Raw genomic sequence first — 21,987 nt, forward strand, 5'->3', positions numbered from 1 at the left:
CGTACGCCCACCCATCCCGCACGCGTACCCATCCCGTACGCCCATCCATTCCATACGCGCACCCATCCGTATGCCGCGAACCCCCAATCCGCGCCCCCTGCCTCACACCAGCCGCCCGTCCAGTGCCGCCCGCCAGGCCGGTGACGGTGCGGGGCGGGTGGCGGGCCGTGGGCGGTGGCCGCCGCGGGCGAAGAACGCGGCCAGCGGAAGGACCGCCGCGCCCACGGTGACCGCGTCCGGGCCGAGCAGACCGAGTTCGATGCCTACCCGCCCCGCCGGGAAGCGCATGGCCTGCGCGAGAGCGTGCTCGCGCACCCGGTCCAGGAACGCGCCGCCCAGTTGGAGGCCCGCCCAGCCGCCGATCAGCAGGCGTTCGGGCTGAAAGAGGTTGATCAGGTCGGACAGGCCGGCGCCCAGGTACTCGGCGGTCTCGGCGAGCACGGCCGCCGCCACCGGATCGGATGCGCGGCCGTCGGCGGGGCGGGCCGCGGCGAGCAGTTCGGTCAGCGCCGTCTCCTCGTCCGCGCCGTCCGAGGGCCGCCCGCCCGCCTCCCGCCACCGGGCCACCAGCGCCTCGGCGCCCGCGTACGCCTCCAGGCAGCCCCGCGCCCCGCACCGGCACCGGCGCCCGCCGACCCGGACCGTCAGGTGCCCCCACTCCACCGCACGTCCCTGGGCCGCCTCCTCGGTGACGACGCACGCGCCGACGCCCGAGCCGAACAGCACCACCACGGCGTTGCGGGCCCCGCGCCCGGCGCCGAACCACATCTCCGCCTGGCCCAGCGACTTGGCGCCGTTGTCGATGAAGTACGGCACCTCCGGCGGTAGCCCGGGCGGCAGTTGGCCGGTACCGGGACGCCGGAGCAGCCGTTCCAGCGGGACCGCGTCCCAGCCGATCGTCTGCCCGTGGACGACCGCGCCCTCGCCCTCCGTCCGCTCGATGATGCCGGGCACTCCGATGCCGACGCCGAGCAGCTCGCCGGCGGCCCGCGCGCCCGCGCCGAGCACCTCGGCGACGCCCTCGTGGACATGGCCGACGACGGCGTCGACGTCGTAGCCGCGCGGCCCCAACGGGCGCTCGGCGCGAGCCAGTTCGCGCAGCCCCAGGTCGAAGAGCTCGACCCGTACCCGGGTCTCGCCGACGTCGACCCCGACGAGGCACCCGCTGCCGGGCCGTATCCGCAGCAGCCGGCGGGGCCGGCCCGCTTCGGACCCGACGCTGCCCGCCTCCTCGACCAGGCCGTCGGCCAGCAGCTCGGCCACGACGTTGCTGACGGAGCCCGAACTCAGCCCGGTCGCCGGGACCAGCGCCCGCCGGCTCATCGGCCCATCGAAATACAACCGTTGCAGAACGGCGCCCCGGCTCTCCCGCCGCAGGTCACGCACCGTACGGCCGCTCAGCCCTGCCACCCGACCTCCCTGGTCCGCGCGCGAATGAGGCCCGCCGGACCGGATACCGCTGCCGGATCCCTTGACGAGCGTTTCTCTTGAGGTTTAACTCACATCCTAAATTAAGCCATGAGGGGCTTCGGAAGCCGAACGGGGTGTCGGCCGTCCGTGATCAGCCCCGAGGGGTATCGACTCCCGGAAAGGGACACCAGGAGCCATGCGCAGCATCCGAGCCGCGGCCGTAGGCGCCGTCACCATGTCTCTCGCCCTCGCGGCTACGGCCTGCGGAGGCGGTTCGTCGAGCGGCGGCGGGTCCGACGACTCGCCCAAGACGCTCACCTACTGGGCCTCCAACCAGGGCGCCAGCATCGCGATCGACAAGAAGGTCCTGCAGCCCGAGCTCGACAAGTTCCGGCAGCAGACCGGCATCAAGGTGAAGCTGGAGGTCGTGCCCTGGTCCGACCTGCTCAACCGGATCCTCACCGCCACCACCTCCGGCCAGGGCCCGGACGTGCTGAACATCGGCAACACCTGGAGCGCCTCCCTGCAGGCGACCGGCGCACTGCTGCCGTGGGACGCGAAGAACTTCGGCAAGATCGGCGGCAGGGACCGGTTCGTCGACTCCGCGCTCGGCTCGACCGGCGTGCAGGGCAAGGACCCGGCCGCGGTGCCCCTGTACTCGATGGCGTACGCCCTCTACTACAACAAGCAGATCTTCGCCGACGCCGGCATCTCCAAGCCCCCGGCCACCTGGGACGAGCTGGTCGCCGACGGCAAGAAGATCAAGGCGAAGGGCAAGTCGCCGCTCGGCGCCGAGGGCGCGAACGTCTCGGAGAACATCCACCACGTCTTCGTCTTCGCCAAGCAGCACGGCGCCGACTTCTTCACCGCCGACGGCAAGCCCGACTTCACCAACCCCAAGGTGGTCGAGGCGGTCAAGCAGTACGTCGACCTGATGGCCAAGGACAAGGTCATCCCGACCGGCGACGCCGAGTACGCGCAGAACCAGTCGGTCAGCGACTTCGCCAAGGGCAAGCAGGCCATGCTGCTCTGGCAGTCCGCGGCCTCCAACCTCAAGTCGCAGGGCATGAGCGAGGACGCCTACGGCATCGCCCCGGTCCCCGTGCGGTCCGGCGCCCCCGGCGCCGGCGCGCAGACCAACTCCATGGTCGCCGGCATCAACATCGCCGTGTTCAAGAACAGCCACAACCTCGACGGCGCCACGAAGTTCGTGAAGTTCATGACCAGCGACGCCGAGCAGAAGATCCTCAACACGGCCTACACCAGCATCCCGCCGGTCAAGGGGGCCCAGGCGGACGCGGCCTTCAACTCGCCCTCCAACGCGGTGCTCAAGAGCACCCTCGCCACCAGCGCGGCCGCGCTGCCGCAGGTCGCGTCGGAGTCGCAGTTCGAGACCGCGGTCGGCACGGCCGTCAAGGACCTGTTCGCCGACGCCGCCGCGGGCCGCGCGGTGACCACCGACTCCGTCAAGGCCAAGCTGGAGAAGGCCCAGCAGCAGATGCCGGCGGCCTGACCCGACATGACCTCCACCGCTCTCAAGGAGCCGGTGCCCCGGACGTCCCCCGGTGCGGCGCGCGAACCCCGCCGCCGCACCGGGCGGATCCGCCGCATCGGGCTGCCGTACCTGCTGCTCCTGCCCGCCCTGCTGCTCGAACTCCTCGTGCACCTGGTGCCGATGGTCATCGGCATCGTGATGAGCTTCAAGGAACTCACCCAGTTCTACATCCGCGACTGGGGCAGCGCCCCCTGGTCCGGCCTCGGCAACTACCAGGTGTCGGTCGACTTCGACGCACCCGTCGGCGAGGCGCTGCTGCACTCGTTCTTCGTCACCGTCGGCTTCACCCTGCTCTCGGTCGGTCTGTGCTGGCTGATCGGCACCGCCGCCGCCGTGTTCATGCAGGACACCTTCCGCGGCCGCGGCCTGCTGCGCGCCCTGTTCCTGGTGCCGTACGCGCTGCCCGTCTACGCGGCCGTCATCACCTGGGTGTTCATGTTCCAGCACGACAACGGCCTGGTGAACCACGTGCTGCACGACCAGCTCCACCTCACCGGCAAGCCGTCGTTCTGGCTCATCGGCGACAACAGCTTCTACGCCCTGCTGACCGTCTCGGTCTGGAAGGGCTGGCCGTTCGCCTTCCTCATCGTGATGGCCGGCCTGCAGAACATCCCCGCGGAGCTGTACGAGGCGGCCGCCCTGGACGGGGCCGGGATGTGGCAGCAGATCCGCCGCATCACCCTGCCGTCGCTGCGGCCGGTCAACCAGGTGCTGGTCCTGGTGCTGTTCCTGTGGACGTTCAACGACTTCAACACGCCGTACGTGCTGTTCGGCAAGGCCGCCCCGGAGGCCGCCGACCTGATCTCCGTGCACATCTACCAGGCCTCGTTCGTCACCTGGAACTTCGGCACCGGATCCGCCATGTCCGTCCTGCTGCTGCTCTTCCTGCTGGTCGTGACCGGCGCCTACCTGCTGTTCACCTCACGCGGACGGAGGCCCGCCGATGTCTAGCCCCCGCTCAGCGGCGCCCGGCTCCCCGATGGCACCGCCCCGTTCCTTCCTGTGGACGCGGCGCGTCTTCCTCACTCTGCTCACCGGCTTCGTCCTGCTGCCGGTGTACGTGATGGTCTCCAGCTCGCTGAAGCCGCTCGCCGACGTCACCGGCGAGTTCCGCTGGCTGCCCAGCGAGCTGACCGTCCGCCCGTACATCGACATCTGGTCCACCGTCCCGCTCGCCAAGTACTTCGTGAACTCCCTGATCGTGGCGGGCGCGGCCACCGTCTGCTCGGTGGTCATCGCGGTCTTCGCGGCCTACGCGGTCAGCCGCTACGAGTTCCGCGGCAAACGCGTCTTCACGGTCACCGTCCTGTCCACCCAGATGTTCCCCGGCATCCTCTTCCTGCTCCCGCTGTTCCTGATCTACGTCAACATCGGCAACGCCACCGGCATCGCCCTGTTCGGCTCCCGGGGCGGCCTGATCCTCACGTACCTCACCTTCTCCCTGCCGTTCTCCATCTGGATGCTGATCGGGTACTTCGACTCGGTCCCGCGCGACCTGGACGAGGCCGCGCTGGTCGACGGCTGCGGCCCGCTGAAGGCGCTGCTCAGGATCGTGGTGCCGGCGGCGGTCCCCGGCATCGTCGCGGTCGCCGTCTACGCGTTCATGACCGCGTGGGGAGAGGTGCTCTTCGCGTCCGTGATGACCAACGACACCACCCGCACCCTCGCCGTCGGCCTCCAGGGCTACTCCACCCTCAACGACGTCTACTGGAACCAGATCATGGCCGCCTCGCTGGTCGTCAGCGTGCCGGTGGTGGCCGGGTTCCTCCTCCTGCAGCGCTATCTCGTCGCCGGTCTGACGGCGGGCGCCGTCAAATGACCAGCTTCCCGCATCACGAAGGGACTCCCGTGTCCGAACGCATCGACCTCGCCGCACTCCCGCACGACTTCCTCTGGGGCACGGCCACAGCGGCCTACCAGATCGAGGGGGCCGTCGCCGAGGACGGCCGGTCACCCTCGATCTGGGACACCTTCTCGCACACCCCCGGAAAGATCGCGAACGACGACAACGGCGACGTCGCCTGCGACCACTACCACCGCTGGCGCGAGGACATCGGCCTGATGCGCCGGCTCGGCACCAACGCCTACCGTCTGTCCGTCGCCTGGCCACGGGTGATCCCCGGCGGCACCGGCGCCGTGAACGCCAAGGGCCTCGCCTTCTACGACGAGTTGGTGGACGCCCTGCTGGAAGCGGGCATCACCCCGGCCGTCACCCTCTACCACTGGGACCTGCCCCAGGCGCTGCAGGACCGCGGCGGCTGGCCGGAGCGGGCCACCGCCCTGGCGTTCGCCGAGTACGCCTCGACCGTCGCCGAACGCCTCGGCGACCGCGTCAAGCTCTGGGCCACCCTCAACGAGCCCTCCTGCTCAGCCTGGATCGGACACCTGGAGGGCACCATGGCCCCCGGCTGGACCGACCTGACCGCCGCCGTCCGCGCCTCCTACCACCTGCTCCTCGGCCACGGACTCGCAACCAGCGCCATCCGCGCCGCCGTCCCGGACGCCCAGGTCGGCATCGTCAACAACCTCTCCACCGTCTTCCCCGCCACCGACCGCCCCGAGGACCTGGCGGCCGCCCGCCGCCACGACGGCCACGTCAACCGCTGGTGGCTCGACCCGGTGCACGGCCGCGGCTTCCCCGCCGACATGGTCGAGACGTACGGCGTCGAACTCCCCGAGCAGCCCGGGGACATGGAGACCATCGCGGCTCCGCTGGACTGGCTGGGCCTCAACTACTACTTCCCGGCCTACGTCGCCGACGACCCCGACGGCCCGGCGCCGCACGTCCGTTCGGTCCGCCGCGACGGCGTCCCGCGCACCGGCATGGACTGGGAGATCGACGCCGGCGGCATCGAGACCCTGCTGCTGCGCCTCACCGAGGAGTACGGCGCCCGGAAGATCTACGTCACCGAGAACGGCTCGGCCTACCCGGACGTGGTCCGTCCCGACGGCACCGTGGACGACCCGGAGCGCCAGGAGTACCTGGAGCGGCACCTCGCCGCCTGCGCCTCCGCCGCCCGCAAGGGCGCCCCGCTGGCCGGCTACTTCGCCTGGTCGCTGCTGGACAACTTCGAGTGGGCGTACGGCTACGACAAGCGCTTCGGCCTGGTCCACGTCGACTACCGCACCCAGGTGCGCACGATCAAGGGCAGCGGGCACCGGTACGCGGACATCGTCCGCGTCCACCGCGGCCAGACCCGCCGGGCCGCCTGAGACCGCCGGACCCGCCGGGTCGCCTGAGACGGCTCGGCACGCCGGGCCGTCTGAGACCGCTCGGCACGCCGGGCCGCCGCCCGGCACGCCAGGCCGTGTGCGGCCCCTGATCCGGGGCCGCCTGCGGCGCCCTCGTACGCCGGGCCGTCTGAGTCCGGCCCGGACGACCGGTGGGCGCGGGTGCGGGAACCCGCGCCCACCGGTCAGCGCCACCCGCTTCCCCGTGACGCCACAAGCCCAGGACTGTCATGCACGCGCCATAAACCGCACCGCCGGATCCCCACCCCACTGAGGAGAGCCGCATGCCATCCCGTATCCCGCGCACCCTGGCCGCCGCCGCCCTGTCCACCGCTGCCCTGCTGACCTCCGGCCCGCTCCTGGCCACCCCCGCGCACGCCGCCCCGGCGGCCGCCGCCTGGGACACCGACCGCGCGGCCGCCGCGTACGCGGTGAACCCGGCCGCCGTCACCGCCTCCGGCAGCGAGAACGCCGGCACCGTCCCCGGCCGCGCCTTCGACGGCGACGGCGCCACCCGCTGGTCCAGCGACTTCGCCGACGACGCCTGGATCCGCGTGGACCTCGGCACCACCGTCCGCGTCGACCGGGTCGTCCTGGACTGGGAGGCCGCCTACGGCAAGCGCTACGTCCTGGAGGTCTCCCGGAACGGTACCGACTGGACCCCCTTCTACACGGAGACCGACGGCACGGGCGGCTCCGTCACCGCCCACACCTACCCGCAGGAGGTCACCGGCCGCTACGTCCGCCTGCGCGGCCTGGAGCGCGCCACGCCCTACGGCTACTCCCTCTGGAACTTCCGGGTCTACGGCGGCGAACCCGCCCCCGCCTCGACGACCCGCACCAACCTCGCCCTGAACCACCCGGCGTACTCCGACCACTACCAGCACGCGGGCAACTCGCCGGCGTTCGTCACGGACGGCGGCTGGCCGGCCGACCTCAAGGCCGACAGCACCCGCTGGTCGAGCGACTGGAACGCGGACCGCTGGGTGTCGGTGGACCTCGGCGCCCCGTCGGTGATCGACACCGTCGACCTCTACTGGGAGGCCGCGTACGCGGTCGACTACCTGCTCCAGGTCTCGGACGACAACCGCACCTGGCGCACGGTCTACGAGCCGCCGGCCGCGGACATCGCCGCACGCAGGGCGAACGTGAAGTCCCCCGCCGACGCGACGGGCCTGCACGACACGGTGAGGCTCCCCTCCCCGGTCACCGGCCGCTACGTCCGCATGCTCGGCAAGGAACGCCGCTCGTTCTACAACCCGGCCCCCGCGACCGCCCAGTTCGGCTACTCGCTCTACGAGTTCCAGGTCTGGGGCACCGGCGGCTCCGCCTCCGCCGCCTACCCGGCGCTCCCCGCCGACCAGCCGGGCGGCTACCGCACCACCTTCTTCGACGACTTCACCGGCGCCGCCCTCGACCGCTCCAAGTGGCGCATCGTGCGCACCGGCACGGAGATGGGCCCGGTGAACGGCGAGTCCCAGGCCTACGTCGACTCCCCGGACAACATCCAGACCCGCGACGGCAGCCTGCTCCTCAAGGCCAAGTACTGCAAGGGCTGCACGAAGGCGGGCGGCGGCACCTACGACTTCACCTCGGGCCGCATCGACACCAACACGCACTTCGACTTCACGTACGGCAAGGTCAGCGCCCGTATGAAGCTGCCGGTCGGCGACGGCTTCTGGCCCGCCTTCTGGCTGCTCGGCAGCAACGTCGACGACCCGTCCGTCTCCTGGCCGGCCTCGGGCGAGACCGACATCATGGAGAACATCGGCTACGGCGACTGGACCAGCTCGGCCCTGCACGGCCCCGGCTACTCGGCGGACGGCAACATCGGCGCCCGCCAGACCTACCCGGGCGGCGGCACCGCGGACCAGTGGCACACCTACGCCGTGGAATGGACTCCGACGGCCATGCGCTTCTACGTCGACGACCGCCTGGTCCAGCAGACGACGCGCAACAAGCTGGAGTCGACCCGCGGCCAGTGGGTCTACGACCACAACCAGTACGTGATCCTCAACCTCGCCCTGGGCGGTGCCTACCCGGCCGGCTGGAACAAGGTGACCAGCCCCTACTGGGGCCTGCCGCAGTCCAGCGTGGACCGGATCGCGGGCGGGGGAGTGCAGGCCGAGGTGGACTGGGTGCGGGTGGAACAGAAGGGCTGACCCCCGCGGCGGAGGCGGCGACGGCCCGCTCCCGAGGGCCTCGCCGCTCGCCGTCCGGCCCTCGGGAGCGGGCCGGGGCGACGCGCTCGACGGCGGGTGGCCTTCGCCACAAAATGCCCATTTTGGATGGAGGAGTGCGTATAAGTGGTTCAAAGGGAGGTTGGGCACCTCATGTGACCAGTCACGTGACCAGCCCCCGAAGATTTCGAGACCAAGGGCATGGGAGAAAGCGTTTGATTACGGCGCGTAAACGACGGACCAAGCTGGTGGCTGCGGCCGGCGTACTCGGCGGCGTACTCGCGGTCACCGCCCTCGGCGGCACCAGCAACGCCGCGACCGGCGGCAACGGCGCCGGGGACACCACGCAGACCCAGTCCCAGGCGAGCCGGCCGGCCGCCCAGCCGACCGGGCAGGCGGCCGCCCAGCCGAGCGCCCAGCCGACCGCCAAGCCGACCGCTCAGGACGCCTCCGACGCCCGAATAAAGATCACTCCCGGTCAGGGCGCCCACAACGTCGGGACCAAGACCCCCGTCAAGGTCACCGTCAGCAACGGCAAGCTCACCAAGGTGACCATGACCGCCGTCGCGACCGGCGCCGAGATCCCGGGCACCCTGTCCGCGGACGGCACGTCCTGGAAGCCGGACGGCGGCCTGGAACGGGCCACCGTGTACCAGATCGCCGCCGAGGCCGACGACGCCCAGGGCCGCGCGGCCACCGGCAACGCGACGATCACCACGGTCTCCCCGGCCAACGACTTCATCGGGCACGTCGGCCCGCAGAACGGCTCGACCGTCGGCGTGGGCATGCCGGTGACGGTCACCTTCGACAAGGCGGTCGCCGACAAGGCCACCGTGGAGTCCAGGATCCAGGTCAGCTCCAGCAGCGGCCAGCGGGTCGTCGGCCACTGGATGAACGACGGCCGTCTGGACTTCCGCCCCGAGACCTACTGGAAGCCCGGCTCCACCGTCACGGTCAGGCAGAACCTCCAGGGCGTCCAGAAGACGGTCACGTTCAAGATCGGCCGGAGCCAGGTCAGCACGGTCGACGCGAAGACGAAGCAGATGACCGTCGTACGTGACGGCAAGACGATCAAGACCATCCCGATCTCGTCCGGCAGCGCCGAGCACCCGACGTACAACGGCCAGATGGTCATCTCCGAGAAGTTCCGGCACATCCGGATGAACGCCGCGAGCGTCAACCTCACGGAGAAGGACGGCAAGCCCTCGTACAACATCGCGGCCGTGCCCCACGCCATGCGCCTGACCGACTCGGGCACCTTCATCCACGGCAACTACTGGGGTTCCGACTCGGTCTTCGGCAAGGTCAACACCAGCCACGGCTGCGTGGGCCTCAAGGACGTCAAGGGCGGCGGCGATGGCAAGCAGCCCGCCGCCTGGTTCTTCGACAACTCGATGACCGGTGACGTCGTGATCGTCAAGAACTCCCAGGACAAGGCGACGCCGGCCCCGGACAACGGCCTCAGTGACTGGAACATGCCCTGGAGCGAGTGGGTCGCGGGCAGCACGGCCAACTGACGCCAGGCCGTGTGACCCGCCCCTGATCGTCACCCCCCACCGCCAGACGGCGGCCGACCTCGTGTCGGCCGCCGTCTGCGTCGTTCTCCCGGCCCTCCGGGTACGGCCGCGTCTGCCGGAAATCTTCACAGCCGACATGTGGCGCACAACGGACCTGACACGGATCTGCCCCGGCCGGGGTTGCTAATTTGACCGGGCACCGGATCGTCCGCAAGGGGGAAGGGGATCCTGTCATGGCATGGGACGAGTGGGAGCAGCTAAAGGCCCAGGCGGCCGGGCGGGGGCAGACCCACATGCGGCTCAACCACGTGCCGCCGGACGACGGTGGCGGCGCGGGCTCCGGGGACCTGGTGGTGTACCAGGACGATCTCGGCGCCGTGGGCCACGAGGCGAACATCCTCTACGACGACCTGAAGAGCCAGGCCGACATCGCCGGCACCGGCAACGGCTCGACGGCACAGGCCGCCGCCGACCTGAAGTCGCACGGCTTCCAGACCGGCAGCGCCCTGGAGACGACCGTCGAGATGTGGACGTCCCAGGTGAAGGCCGTCCTGCAGGCCTGTGCGCACATCTCCGACCACCTGGACTACACCCGGAAGCGGCACGCGGAGGACGACGCCAAGATCGGCACCGTGCTCCGCGGCAGCGACGGCTCCGCCACGTCCGTGTCCCAGCTCGACAAGTACTTCAAGTAGGGGGATGGCCGATGGCTCTCACCTTCACGGACCTCGTCGAGGCCGACCTCGGCAAGCTCGCGAACGCCGTCTCGGACTGGAAGAAGGCCGTCGACGGCCTGAAGAAGTCGGCGGAGAACGCTCGTACCGGGATGCAGGGCAAGTCGGACTCCGCGCGGTGGGCCGGCGTCAACGCCAAGGTGACCAGGGAGTTCGTGGCCAAGACGGCCAAGGAGATATCCGACCTCCACACCGAGGCCAACAGCGTCTACCAGGTCCTCGACGACGGACACACCGAACTCGACGCCCTGCAGAAGCAGATGAGGACCGCAGTCCACGACGACGCCGCGAAGCTGGGCATCCGGGTCGAGGACATCGGCGGCGGCAGGGTCCGCTGCTTCTTCCCGCACGTGCGCGGCGACACCGACGAGCGCACCCAGGACGAGCTGGACAAGCGGCAGGAGCTGGAGGACCGGATCAACCGGATCCTCGCCCACGCCGCCGAGATCGACGCCTCGGTCGCCCGCGCACTGGCCAAGAGCCACGGCGGCGACCCGTTCGACGCCGGCCACGCCAAGTACGAGTCCCTCAACGACGCCGAGGCCGAGCGCGCCGTCGAACTGGCCCGCAAGGGCGACAAGATGTCGGACGCGGAGCTGCGCGAACTCAACGAGCTCCTGCGCTTCAACTCGGCCGAGAAGGACGGGGAGTTCGCCACCGAGTTCTACCAGGGACTTGGCGGCCCGGAGAAGGCCCTCCAGTTCTACGCCGCGATGTCGATCGACGGCACCGACGGCGACGCGACCAAGACCCGGCTCGACGCGGTACAGGACCTGCAGAAGGTCATGGGGTACACGCTCGCCAACGCCACCGACCCCGACCACAAGTACCACCTGTCCGACGACTGGGGCGCACAGTTCCGGCGCCTTGGCACCCAGCAGATCGGCTGGCAACCGGGCCAGTGGAACAAGCCGTACGGCTACCAGGTACTCGGCGGCCTCCTGCGCTACGGCGACTACGACCCCCGGTTCATCAACCCCATCGCGGAGCACATCACCCAGCTCCACAAAAAGGACCCGTACTTCTTCCTGTCCAACAAGCCTGCGGGCAGCCCGGACACGTACGGGTTCAACCCTTCCGGCAGGCTGGGCTCGGGCAACGAACCGCTCAACAGCGTCCTGGAGGCGCTCGGGCACAGCCCCGAGGCCGCGGAGAAGTTCTTCACCGGAACGCCGACCGCGTACAACGAGGACGGGACGGTGAAGAAGGGCGGTGACCCCGGCTTCGCCTCGTACCTCGACCTCTTCACCGACAAGGACTTCGAGTGGACGGTCGATACGAACGCGACGAACGTCCTGGCTGACGAGGACAAGACCAAGGCGGCCCTGACGTTCGGTCCTGAGGCCCTCGGTCACGCCCTGGAGGCGGCGACCACCGGCCGGCCGTACGACAGCGACGCCGCTGCCGCTGCGGTTCAGCACACCGACGCGCAAGCGCAGCTCGTGAGCGACATCGTCGACAAGTTCGGAGGCGACCCGGAACTCATCCGCCACAACGAGAACGGGGATCTGGACGGAGAGGAGACAGGTCCGCTGTACGGGCTGCGTGGAAGCCTCGGCGACATCACCGCCGAGTACATGGGCGACTTCCAGCGAGCCATGTACGACGAGGACCCCAGCAGCGATCTCTTCCCGTCGTTCGGCGCCTCGGCCGATCTCAACGCGAACAACGTCGCCCGCTTCCTGGGTGAGGTGGGTCAGGACCCCGACGCCTATTCCGCCATCACCACCGCACAGCAGACCTACACGACCGACGTCGTGGACCACGTCATCAACGATCCCACCCACTCGACGGCGTCGCTGGACGGGCGTGTGGGTGCGGCCGTCGCCCCCGGTTCGGCGATCGCAGGCATCATGAGCGACGCCCGGGCTCATGCGATCTACCAGTACCACACTGCTTCCGACACGGAATTCAACGAGGCTGCGGCCGAGAAACAGAAGTGGGTGAACCGCATCCTGGGCATGGGCCTGGAGAAGGTCGGTGAGCGCGTCCCCATCGCCGGCGCCCCTCTCGAATGGGCCTCGGAGGACATCCAGGAATCCATCATGAAGAGCATCGAGCAGGACACTTCGACCGAGGCTGAGGCACAGGCCGGCTCGGATTACGGCAACGGTCGTGCGGCAGCTCTGGACTCCGCCCGGTCCGCCGTCGATCACGCTCTGCTGAACAACAACACCATCGACCCCGACACCGCCGACGATCTCAAAAGAGCCGCGCGCACATCGGCGGGTCTCAGCCACTCCGACGGCGCGCAGTGGAAATCGGAGAGTAGCAAGCATTGAGATCCTCGTCGCATGTCAGATTCGGCATCCTGCTCCTCGTCGCCGCGGTGACGGTGGTCGGCTGTTCTTCGGAGACGCCCGGGCAGGAGTTCACCGTTCCGAAGGCCCTCTGCGGGGTATCCGTACCGGCCGGTGCGCTGGCACAGCTCCTGCCTGAATCAGGTGAGCGGCTCACTGTGGAGCGTCGTGGAAGCCTCGACGACGGCTCCGCCTTGTGCGGTGTCAAGGTCGACGAGGACACGGTGCTGCAAGTGAGCGGAGAACGTGTCAACGCCGGTGACTCGGCGCGGCACATCCTGCGCAGCCGCCTCTTGGTCCAGGAACAGAAGTCCGCGAACGGCAACTCGATCGCCTATGTCGATCAGGCGGCCGTGTCCGTGATCCAGTGCCGTGGCGCCGATGTCGAGGAGGAGGACGTCAGCACCTTCGTCAAGGTGCTGAGGCCCGCTCGCCCGAACGAGTCGGCGATGAAGGAGCTGATCCAGGGATACACGGCATCGCTGAAGAAGCAGCAAGTGTGCAAGCGGGCTTCGTGAACAGCGACCACGGCGGCCGGGCGGGAGGTCCGGGAAAACGGGGCAGCCGGTTCGGACCCTGGCCGACTGCGGCGGCCGTCGGAGTGCTCGCCGTGGTCTGTGTAGCGGCGTGGCAGGTGTGGCCGTCCGAGAAGCCCGGTGTCGCAGTGCCGGCGCGCGTCTGCGACGACGCGCTTCCCGGCGCCGACGTCGCGGCTCTGCTGCCGGACAAGGGGAAGCAGTTCACGCAGTGGCACAGCGGTGTCCTCAACCCGGAGCATCCGTACGCCCGGAAGGCGCCCGGTACCTGCAAGGTGTACGGCGGCGGCGAGGCCGTGCGGATCGAGCACAGCCTCTACGCCAAAGCGGACTACACCATGAAGGACGTGGCCCGCGACGCGAGTGCGCCGGGCGCCACCCGGATCACGCTTGGGGCGGCGGAGGGATTCCACAAGGGTGACACCACCTCCCTCTTCGCCGACTGCTCCGCCGGGCAGGACAAGGCCGTGGTGGAGGTCGACGTCACGTACCGGAATACCTCCGACCCGGCGGTGATCCGGAAGACGGCCTCGCTCGCCGCCGACACCCTGCGGCTGGAGGCCCGGAAACTGTGGGACTGCGCCGGCGCGGACAGCCTGCCGGCCGGGGCGCCGCAGGTCGGCTGAGCGGTGATGCCGGAAGGCAGGGCATCGTGTCCTACGCCTTGCCCGAGCTCCTCGCCGGGGACCGGCCGGGTCCGCGGGCGCCCCCGCATACCGGGTCCGATGCTGGTCCGCGGGCACCCCCGGGCATCGGGTCTGATCCTCTGACCTGGGTCTTCGATGGCCGGAGTATCGGACGTGCGCGAGATGTTGACACCCGTCGGTGGCTTCCTATCATCAACGCTTGTCCGTCACTGCGATCAGTGTTCGAAATACCGACAATCTGTTTCTTGATCGCCGCATCGGCGGTTCCGGGCGCCCGAAGGATTCCCATCCTGTCCGACACGCAGAAGGAAAGGTGACATGTACATGCCTATTACGGGATCGCCCGGGCTCTCGGCGGTGGAACGCCGCCGAGTCCCCCAGTCCCCAGGAGATGAACCATGTCCGTGATTCCGGCCCGCTTACGCCGGGTCAGGTGGCTGGCGCCGTTGGCGCTGGCAGCCGCTCTGCTCGGCGCTCAGGTGTCCGCCGGCGGCAGCGCTGAAGCCGCCGGCTCGCTCCCCTGCGACCTCTACGCCTCCGGCGGCACGCCCTGCGTGGCCGCGCACAGTACGACCCGCGCCCTGTACTCCTCCTACAACAGCCGTCTCTACCAGGTCAAACGTGCCTCGGACGGCGCCACCAAGGACATCGGCGTGCTCAGCGCGGGCGGTTACGCCGACGCCGCCTCCCAGGACTCGTTCTGCGCGGGAACGAGCTGCCTCATCACCGTCATCTACGACCAGTCGGGCCGCGGCAACCACCTCACCCAGGCACCGCCTGGAGGATTCAAAGGCCCGGCCGCAGGCGGATACGACAACCTGGCGGAGGCATCAGGCGCACCGGTCACCGTGGGCGGCCACAAGGCGTACGGCGTCTTCATCGCCCCCGGCACCGGGTACCGCGACAACAGCACCAGCGGCATCGCCACCGGGGACCAGCCGGAGGGCATGTACGCGATCCTCGACGGCAGCCACTACAACGGCGGCTGCTGCTTCGACTACGGCAACGCCGAGACCAGCAGCCTGGACACCGGCAACGGCCACATGGAGACCATCTACTTCGGCAACATCAAGGTCTGGGGCTACGGCACCGGCAACGGCCCCTGGGTCATGGCCGACCTCGAGAACGGCCTGTTCTCCGGAGTCAACGCGGGGTACAACGCCAACGACCCCAGCGTCAGCCACCGGTTCCTCACCGCCGTCGTCAAGGGAGGCCCGAACCAGTGGGCGATCCGGGCCGGCAACGCGCAGTCCGGCGGCCTGTCCACGTACTACAGCGGAGCGCGCCCCAACGTCTCGGGCTACAACCCGATGCACGAGGAAGGGGCCATCATCCTCGGTATCGGCGGCGACAACAGCAACAGCTCCGCCGGCACCTTCTACGAGGGCGTCATGACGTCCGGCTACCCGTCGGACGCGACCGAGAACGCCGTGCAGTCCAACATCAACTCGGTCGGTTACGCGACGTCGTCCGCGGCGAGCGGGCTCACAGTCGGCTCCAAGGTGTCGCTGCGGGCCACCACCGCCTGCTGCACCACCCAGTACCTCAAGCACAACAGCGGCGACACCAACGCCGCGATCGCCACGGTCTCGTCCTCAAGCGCGTCCGCCGACAAGTCCGCCGCCACCTGGACCGTGCGGGCGGGCCTGGGCGACGCCTCCTGCGTCTCCCTGGAGTCCGTTGACAAGCCGGGCCAGTACCTGCGCCACTACGACTACCGGCTGCGTATCGACAGCAGCGACGGCAGTGCCCTGTTCAAGCAGGACGCCACGTTCTGCCCCCAGGCCGGCCACAACGGCCAGGGCATCTCGCTCCGGTCCGCCAACTACCCGAGCGACTTCGTACGCCACTACTCCAACTCCGTCTACGTCGCGAGCCACGGCGGCTCCCACACGTGGGACGCCGCCACCCTCTGGGCCGACGACACGAGCTGGGTCGTGTCCTCCCCCTGGGCGTGACACGCGCCTCGCGCCCCGCGTGCCCCGGCGGCCGTACCACCCGACCTGGTGGCACGGCCGTGGGGCACACGGCCCCGAGTGGATGCGCGGGACGGCGGATCCACTGTCGCGGACGATTGGAGCACAGGGCGTGTTGCCCTGCTTCATGCGCGGTTGAGCGCTGTTCTGAGGTTGGTCATGAACGGGAGTGACGTCAACTCGCCGTCGGCTGAATTCGAGAGGCAGCGTATGACGGCGTCAGGCTCGGAGGCAGCGCTCCCGCAGCTCGGGCTGTCACGGCCTTCTCGCGCGCTGCCGTCACCGTCCACGGCGGCCACCCGGTGGGCGGCGTCGAGGATGTCGCTCAGATCCCCGGGCTCGGCGTCTATGCGCTCCCACACCTCGGAAAGCTGGAGGCACTCGCGTGCGGAGACTTCTTCTACTGGCCAACGACCGACCCGACGGGCCTTCCTGGTCCCCGTTTCTGGCCGTCGGCATGTGCGTCCTCTTCGGGATCGTCGCGCTCGGCCTCTACACCCGAGACCGGCGACGGCGACGCGGCAGGTAGCGCACAGCCCGATGGCCATGACGTGAGGCGTGACCGTGGTGATGCGGCGAACGACTCCTGTGAGGGTGGGCAAGGACTCCGCTTCAGGGTCGGGAGGAGCGGCGGCGAGGGCGGGCCGGCGTTCCGTGTGGATGTCGAGGACCTTCAGGCGCAGCCGTCCGTCATCCGGCTCGACCGCCAGGCGGACGTGGAAGTCCCGGCCGAAACCCGCCCGTGGCGTACGACGTTGGCGCACGGCTCGGGGGCGATCAGGGGCAGCGGCTCGTTGAGGCCGCTGTCGTAGAGGTGGCCGGTCGGGAGGGAAGCCGTTCGCCGGCACCGCTGTGCCCACCGTGCCGTTCGTACACGCGCTTCGAACGGCGGCGAGGGCAGCGTCCGATGCGAGCGGACCCGCGGTGTGGAGCAGGTTGGGCGGGCCAGTGACATCGTGCCGGCACACCTGAGGCTGCCCGCGTGGTCGGAGCTGGACGCGGCGCTGTCTTCGGCACATGTCCTGCCTGTCAGAACGGACGATCTGTCGCGACCGCACCGTCATGTGCGCCCGGCCGTCAGTGTGTGGCCGATCCCAGTACCTCATTCCTCCCTGACGCTGATTAGGCTGATCATCCGATCAATGCGCCGAAGTGACGGCTCCGGTGCGCGAGGAGGACAACGGGGGATGGGCTACACACTGCCCAACTGGCTGGACGAAGTTCTCGACTTCATCGGAATCAACTTCCCCAACGTCGATGAGGACGACTACCGCGACATGGCGGACGCCATGCGTGACTTCGCGGAGAAGTTCGAGGGCCACGGGGCCGACGCGCACAGAGCGTTCTCCCGTGTCCTGTCCTCCTCCGAGGGCTGGGCCGTCGACGCGATGGAGAAGCACTGGAACCAGGTCAAGGCGGGCCACCTGGAGAAACTGCCCGAGCTCGCCCGTCTGTTCGCGGACGCCTGTGACGTGCTCGCAGAGATCATCTTCTGGATGAAGACCAAAGCCGAGGCCGAACTGGCCGTCATGGCCGGGTCGGTGGGCCTGTCGATCGGCCTCGCCTGGGTGACCGGCGGCCTGTCGGCGGTCCTGGGTGCGGCCGAGATCGCGGCGATGCGCCAGGTGGTCAAACGCATCCTCGACGAGGCCGTGGACCGGATCGTCGACGAGGTGATCGCGAAGGTCACCGAGCCTGTCAACGCCAAGCTGGAGGCGATGGTCGAGGACATGGTCCTGGACCTGGCCGAGGGAGCCTTCTCCATGCCGCCTGCGGACGGAGGTGGCGGCGGGCACGGGGGAGGCAAACATGGCGGGATGCAGCTCGCCTCGGCCGGTGGCTCAGGTTCGTCCGGTGGCGGAAAGACCACCAAGATCGACCATGTCGAGTTCGAGGACGGCGCCGGCAAGGTCTCCCGGCACGGAAGCGACATGCACACCGCGGCCTCCTCCCCACTGGGACGGGTGAAGGGAGCGTTCGGCCGGAGCAAGGGTCGTGACCCCTTCACCCAGGTATTCGACAGTGTGCTGCACGGCGCGATCAAGGGTTCGGAGAAGGCCCTCAAGAAGATCTCCAAGCACGTCACGGAGACCGTCCCGGACCGGGTGAAAGCCACCTCACGCCTGCACAAGGGCAGGGACCTCGACATCGGCGGCAGACTCGACGCCATCGACGGCGGCAGGAAGGGCGGCGGTGACGGCCGAGGCGGACGCACCCGCCTGGACGGCACGGGCAAGCGCCTTCCCGGGTCCCTCAAGGACGCACTGGCCAACGCGCGCGCGAGGTCCGTCGCCCTGACCCGGCGACGCTGCAAGACCGACCCGGTCGACGTGGCCAGCGGCGAGATGGTGATGTCCCAGACGGACCTCGCCCTGCCCGGAATCCTGCCTCTGATCCTGCGGCGCACCCATGTGTCCGGCTACGGCTACGGCCACTGCTTCGGGCCGAGTTGGGCCTCGACGCTCGATGAACGCCTGGAACTGACGGGCAGCGGCGCGGTCTGGGCGCGGGAGGACGGCTCGCTCCTCGTCTACCCGCGGGTGCCCGCCTCCCCGGACGATTCGGTCGAGCCGGTCGAGGGCGAGCGCGTTCCGCTCACTCACGTCGACCGTAACGCGCTGGGTGAGGTCACCTACGCCACCACGGACCCGTACTCCGGTCACATACACCGGTTCGTCGGGAGCCCCTACACCTCCGGTGGCCTGTACTGGCTCAGCGAGATCGAGGACCGCAACGGCAACACCGTGCAGATCGTCCGCGACGACGAGGGCCTGCCCAGTGCCGTCCTGCACGACGGCGGTTACGACGTGCGCGTCACCTGCGACCGGGCGAGCGGCCGGGTCGCGGCCCTGGAACTGCACACCGCGGACGGACCGGTCAGGGTCGCGTCCTTCGGCTACGACGACGGCGACCTGAGCGAGGTCACGTCCTTCTCCGACACCGTACCGCTGCGGCTCACCTACGACGACGAACACCGGGTGACGTCGTGGACCGACCGCAACGACCACACCTACGCATACGTCTACGACGCGGAGGGCCGGGTCGTGGAGACGATCGGTCCTGACGGGGCGCTGTCCTCGCGCTTCTCCTACGACACCGCCGAACGCGTCACCCGGTTCACCGACTCGACCGGCGCGGTCACCGTCACCCGGCTCAACGCACTCGGCCAGACCGTCTCCGAGACCGACCCCCTCGGTCACACCGTCCACTTCCTGTGGGACCGCTACGACAACCTGCTGGAGCGCACCGACCAGCTTGGCAACACGGCCCGCTTCACCTGGGACGAGCGGGGAAACCTGACCCGGATCGGTTTCCCCGACGGCACCGCGTCGACGACCCGCTACAACGCGCTCAACCTCCCGGAAGAGATCACCGAGGCCGACGGAACGACTTGGCGCCAGGCCTACGACGAGCGTGGAAACCGCACGAGGATCACGGCGCCGGACGGCACCGAGACCCACTTCACCTACGACGCGCGGGGCGCGCTGCTCACCCTGACCGATCCGACCGGCGCGACGGAGCACCTCACCCACGACGAAGCCGGCCTCGTACTCTCCCGCACCGACGCCCTCGGCCACACCGCGTCGGTGGAGCGCGACCCCTTCGGCAGGCCGGTCCGCGCCACCGCCCCCGGCGGCGCGACCACGCTGCTGCGGTGGCTTCCCCACGGGTGGCTGGCCCAGCGCGTGGCGCCGGACGGCACCGAGGAGCGCTGGACCTGGGACGCGGAGGGCAACTGCACGTCGCACACCGGCCCCACCGGCGCCGTCACCCACTTCGAGTACACCCACCTCGACCGGCTCGCCGCCCGCACCGGAGCGGACGGTGCCCGGTACTCCTTCGCGTACGACACCGAACTGCGCCTGACGGAAGTCCTGAACCCGCAAGGACTGAGCTGGAACTACACCTACGACGCGAACGGCAACCTGACATCGGAGTCCGACTTCGACGGGCGCACGGTCACCTACGACCATGATCCGATGGGCCGGCCCGTCTCGCGCACGACACCCCTCGGCGCCCGGGTGTCCAACGAGTACGACGCCATGAGCCGCGTCGTCGCCAAGGACGTGGCGGGCCGGCGCACCGTCTACACGTACGACGCCGCCGGCCGCGTCAGCTCTCTGACCGCACCCGCATCCACGCTGACCCTGGAACGCGACGCGGTCGGCAGGGTCGTCGCCGAGACCGTGGACGGGCGCACCACCCGGTTCGCCTACGACGCCGCGGGAAGGCGCGTCATGCGCACCACCCCCACCGGCGCGGTGACGCGGCTCGCCTACGACACGGTGGGCAACCGCACGGAACTGCTCAGCTACGGCCACGCCCTGACCTTCACCCACGACGCGTGGGGCAAGGAGCTGACCCGCCGGTTCGGACCCGCCGAGGCACCGGTCACCCTCACTTCCGGGTGGGACGACATGGGCCGACTCACCTCGCAACACCTGTCCGCGGACGGCCGGCCCCTGCGCGCCCGTGCCTACGGCTACCGCTCCGACGGCTGCCTGGACCGGATCACCGACGAACTGCGCGGCATCAGGAAGCACTTCGACCTCGATCCGGTCGGACGCCCCTTGCGCGTCACGGCCGAGAACTGGTCGGAGTCCTATGCGTACGACGGCGCCGGGAACGAGATCAGTGCCGAGTGGCCCGACCAGGCCGCGCGCCCGGACGGTCGGGGTGAGCGCGCCTACGAGGGCACCCGGGTCGTGACCGCCGGACGGATCCGCTACGAATACGATGCCGCGGGCCGCACCACTCTGCGCCAGAAGACGCGACTGTCGAAGAAGCCGGACACCTGGCGCTACACCTGGGACGAGGAGAACCGTCTCATCGCCTGCGTCACCCCTGACGGCACCCGGTGGACGTACTCCTACGACCCGCTGGGACGGCGCACGGCCAAGCACCGCCTCGCCGACGACGGGCACACCGTCGTGCAGTCCGTTCACTTCACCTGGGACGGCACCCGCCTGGCGGAGCAGACGGACACGGCCCACCACGTCACCACCACATGGGACTACGAGGGCCACCGCCCCCTGACCCAGCTCGAACGCCGCATCGGGCCCGAACAGGAGCCCCAGGCCGAGGTCGACGCGCGCTTCTTCGCGATCGTCACGGACTTGGTGGGCGCGCCCAGCGAACTCGTCGACGAGCAGGGTGCGATCGCCTGGCGCGGCCGGTCAACGGTCTGGGGCGCCACGGGCTGGAACAGGGACGCGGAGGCGTACACTCCGCTGCGCCTGCCCGGCCAGTACGACGACCCGGAGACGGGCTTCCACTACAACTACCAGCGCCACTACGACCCCGACACGGCGCGATACACCAGCCCCGACCCGCTCGGCCTGGGACCGGCGCCCAATCCGGTCGCGTACGTCACGAACCCGCACACCCGGATGGACCCCGAGGGCCTGATCGCCAAGGGGTGCACCGAGAACGGCGGCTGGTACAGCGGCATGAAGCCCGCGAACCTCCTGAACGAAAAGAAGGAGCGGATCAACCCCGTCGACCAGGAGATCAACCACATCCCGGCGAAGGCGTCCTACTCCCATCTGGACATGCCCGGGTTCCGCACCAGCAAGAACGGCGGCGGCGCCGGAATGGGCCCCGCGATCCGCATGGACGCCGAGGACCATCGGGAGCTGTCCAGCACGGGCTCCAGCAAGGAGAGCGACGAATGGCGTGCGAAGCAGCGGGCGCTGATCGACGCCGGGCGCTGGGACCAGGCCATGAAGATGGACATCGACGAGATCCGCGAGCTGTACGGCGACAAGTACGACAGTCACATCAAGGACATGGTCGACAGCCTGAAGAACAACAGGAAGTTCCAGGCCATGCTGGAGAAGAAGGGCTGGACGATAAACTACGACCTGCTGAAATGACGTCGTGGAGGAGCGAGGGGTAGGC

General features: G+C 69.6%; 13 protein-coding genes. 12 read left to right on the plus strand and 1 reads right to left on the minus strand.

What is annotated here, in order from left to right:
- Positions 1-102 precede the first annotated feature (102 nt).
- Positions 103-1,410 (minus strand): ROK family protein, encoded by a 1,308-nt coding sequence (locus tag TNCT1_RS31565; protein ID WP_143638958.1) that lies wholly within the window; start codon positions 1,408-1,410, stop codon positions 103-105.
- 196 nt (positions 1,411-1,606) lie between these two features.
- Here TNCT1_RS31565 and TNCT1_RS31570 point away from each other — a divergent pair, with 196 nt between their 5' ends.
- The 12 genes from TNCT1_RS31570 to TNCT1_RS31630 all read left to right on the plus strand — a co-directional run bounded on the left by TNCT1_RS31570 (position 1,607) and on the right by TNCT1_RS31630 (position 21,962).
- Positions 1,607-2,923 carry an ABC transporter substrate-binding protein gene (locus TNCT1_RS31570; protein WP_143638960.1) on the plus strand — a complete coding sequence of 439 codons (1,317 nt, stop codon included), beginning with the start codon at positions 1,607-1,609 and terminating at the stop codon, positions 2,921-2,923.
- A gap of 6 nt (positions 2,924-2,929) precedes the next feature.
- Positions 2,930-3,916, plus strand: coding sequence for a carbohydrate ABC transporter permease (locus TNCT1_RS31575; RefSeq protein WP_143638963.1), 987 nt, complete (start codon positions 2,930-2,932; stop codon positions 3,914-3,916).
- Between the two features lie 28 nt (positions 3,917-3,944).
- Entirely contained in the window at positions 3,945-4,784 is an 840-nt protein-coding gene (locus TNCT1_RS31580; protein WP_143639028.1) for a carbohydrate ABC transporter permease, read from the plus strand.
- Positions 4,781-6,178, plus strand: a complete 1,398-nt coding sequence (locus TNCT1_RS31585; RefSeq protein WP_143638965.1) for a GH1 family beta-glucosidase — start codon at positions 4,781-4,783, stop codon at positions 6,176-6,178. The genes TNCT1_RS31580 and TNCT1_RS31585 overlap by 4 nt, the downstream gene beginning before the upstream one ends.
- Before the next feature lie 302 nt (positions 6,179-6,480).
- Complete coding sequence (locus TNCT1_RS31590; protein ID WP_143638967.1) at positions 6,481-8,358, plus strand: discoidin domain-containing protein; 1,878 nt, start codon at positions 6,481-6,483, stop codon at positions 8,356-8,358.
- Between the two features lie 233 nt (positions 8,359-8,591).
- Positions 8,592-9,893 carry an Ig-like domain-containing protein gene (locus tag TNCT1_RS31595; protein WP_143638969.1) on the plus strand — a complete coding sequence of 434 codons (1,302 nt, stop codon included), beginning with the start codon at positions 8,592-8,594 and terminating at the stop codon, positions 9,891-9,893.
- A 233-nt stretch (positions 9,894-10,126) separates the two neighbouring features.
- Positions 10,127-10,588 (plus strand): hypothetical protein, encoded by a 462-nt coding sequence (locus TNCT1_RS31600; protein ID WP_143638972.1) that lies wholly within the window; start codon positions 10,127-10,129, stop codon positions 10,586-10,588.
- 11 nt (positions 10,589-10,599) lie between these two features.
- On the plus strand, positions 10,600-12,909 hold the full coding sequence (locus TNCT1_RS31605) for a DUF6571 family protein (protein ID WP_143638974.1): 2,310 nt from the start codon (positions 10,600-10,602) through the stop codon (positions 12,907-12,909).
- On the plus strand, positions 12,906-13,445 hold the full coding sequence (locus TNCT1_RS31610) for a hypothetical protein (RefSeq protein ID WP_143638977.1): 540 nt from the start codon (positions 12,906-12,908) through the stop codon (positions 13,443-13,445). Before TNCT1_RS31605 ends, TNCT1_RS31610 begins: the two co-directional genes overlap by 4 nt.
- Positions 13,446-13,537: 92 nt before the next feature.
- Positions 13,538-14,089 (plus strand): hypothetical protein, encoded by a 552-nt coding sequence (locus tag TNCT1_RS31615; protein WP_143638980.1) that lies wholly within the window; start codon positions 13,538-13,540, stop codon positions 14,087-14,089.
- Positions 14,090-14,508: 419 nt separating this feature from the next.
- The gene (locus TNCT1_RS31620) at positions 14,509-16,068 is read left to right on the plus strand and encodes an alpha-L-arabinofuranosidase B (RefSeq protein WP_143638982.1); all 1,560 of its coding nucleotides are present in this window, start codon (positions 14,509-14,511) and stop codon (positions 16,066-16,068) included.
- 1,205 nt (positions 16,069-17,273) lie between these two features.
- Entirely contained in the window at positions 17,274-21,962 is a 4,689-nt protein-coding gene (locus TNCT1_RS31630) for a DUF6531 domain-containing protein (protein ID WP_143638987.1), read from the plus strand.
- Positions 21,963-21,987: the final 25 nt, after the last annotated feature.

Origin of the sequence: Streptomyces sp. 1-11, from assembly GCF_007176755.1 — a bacterium.
GTDB lineage: Bacteria > Actinomycetota > Actinomycetes > Streptomycetales > Streptomycetaceae > Streptomyces.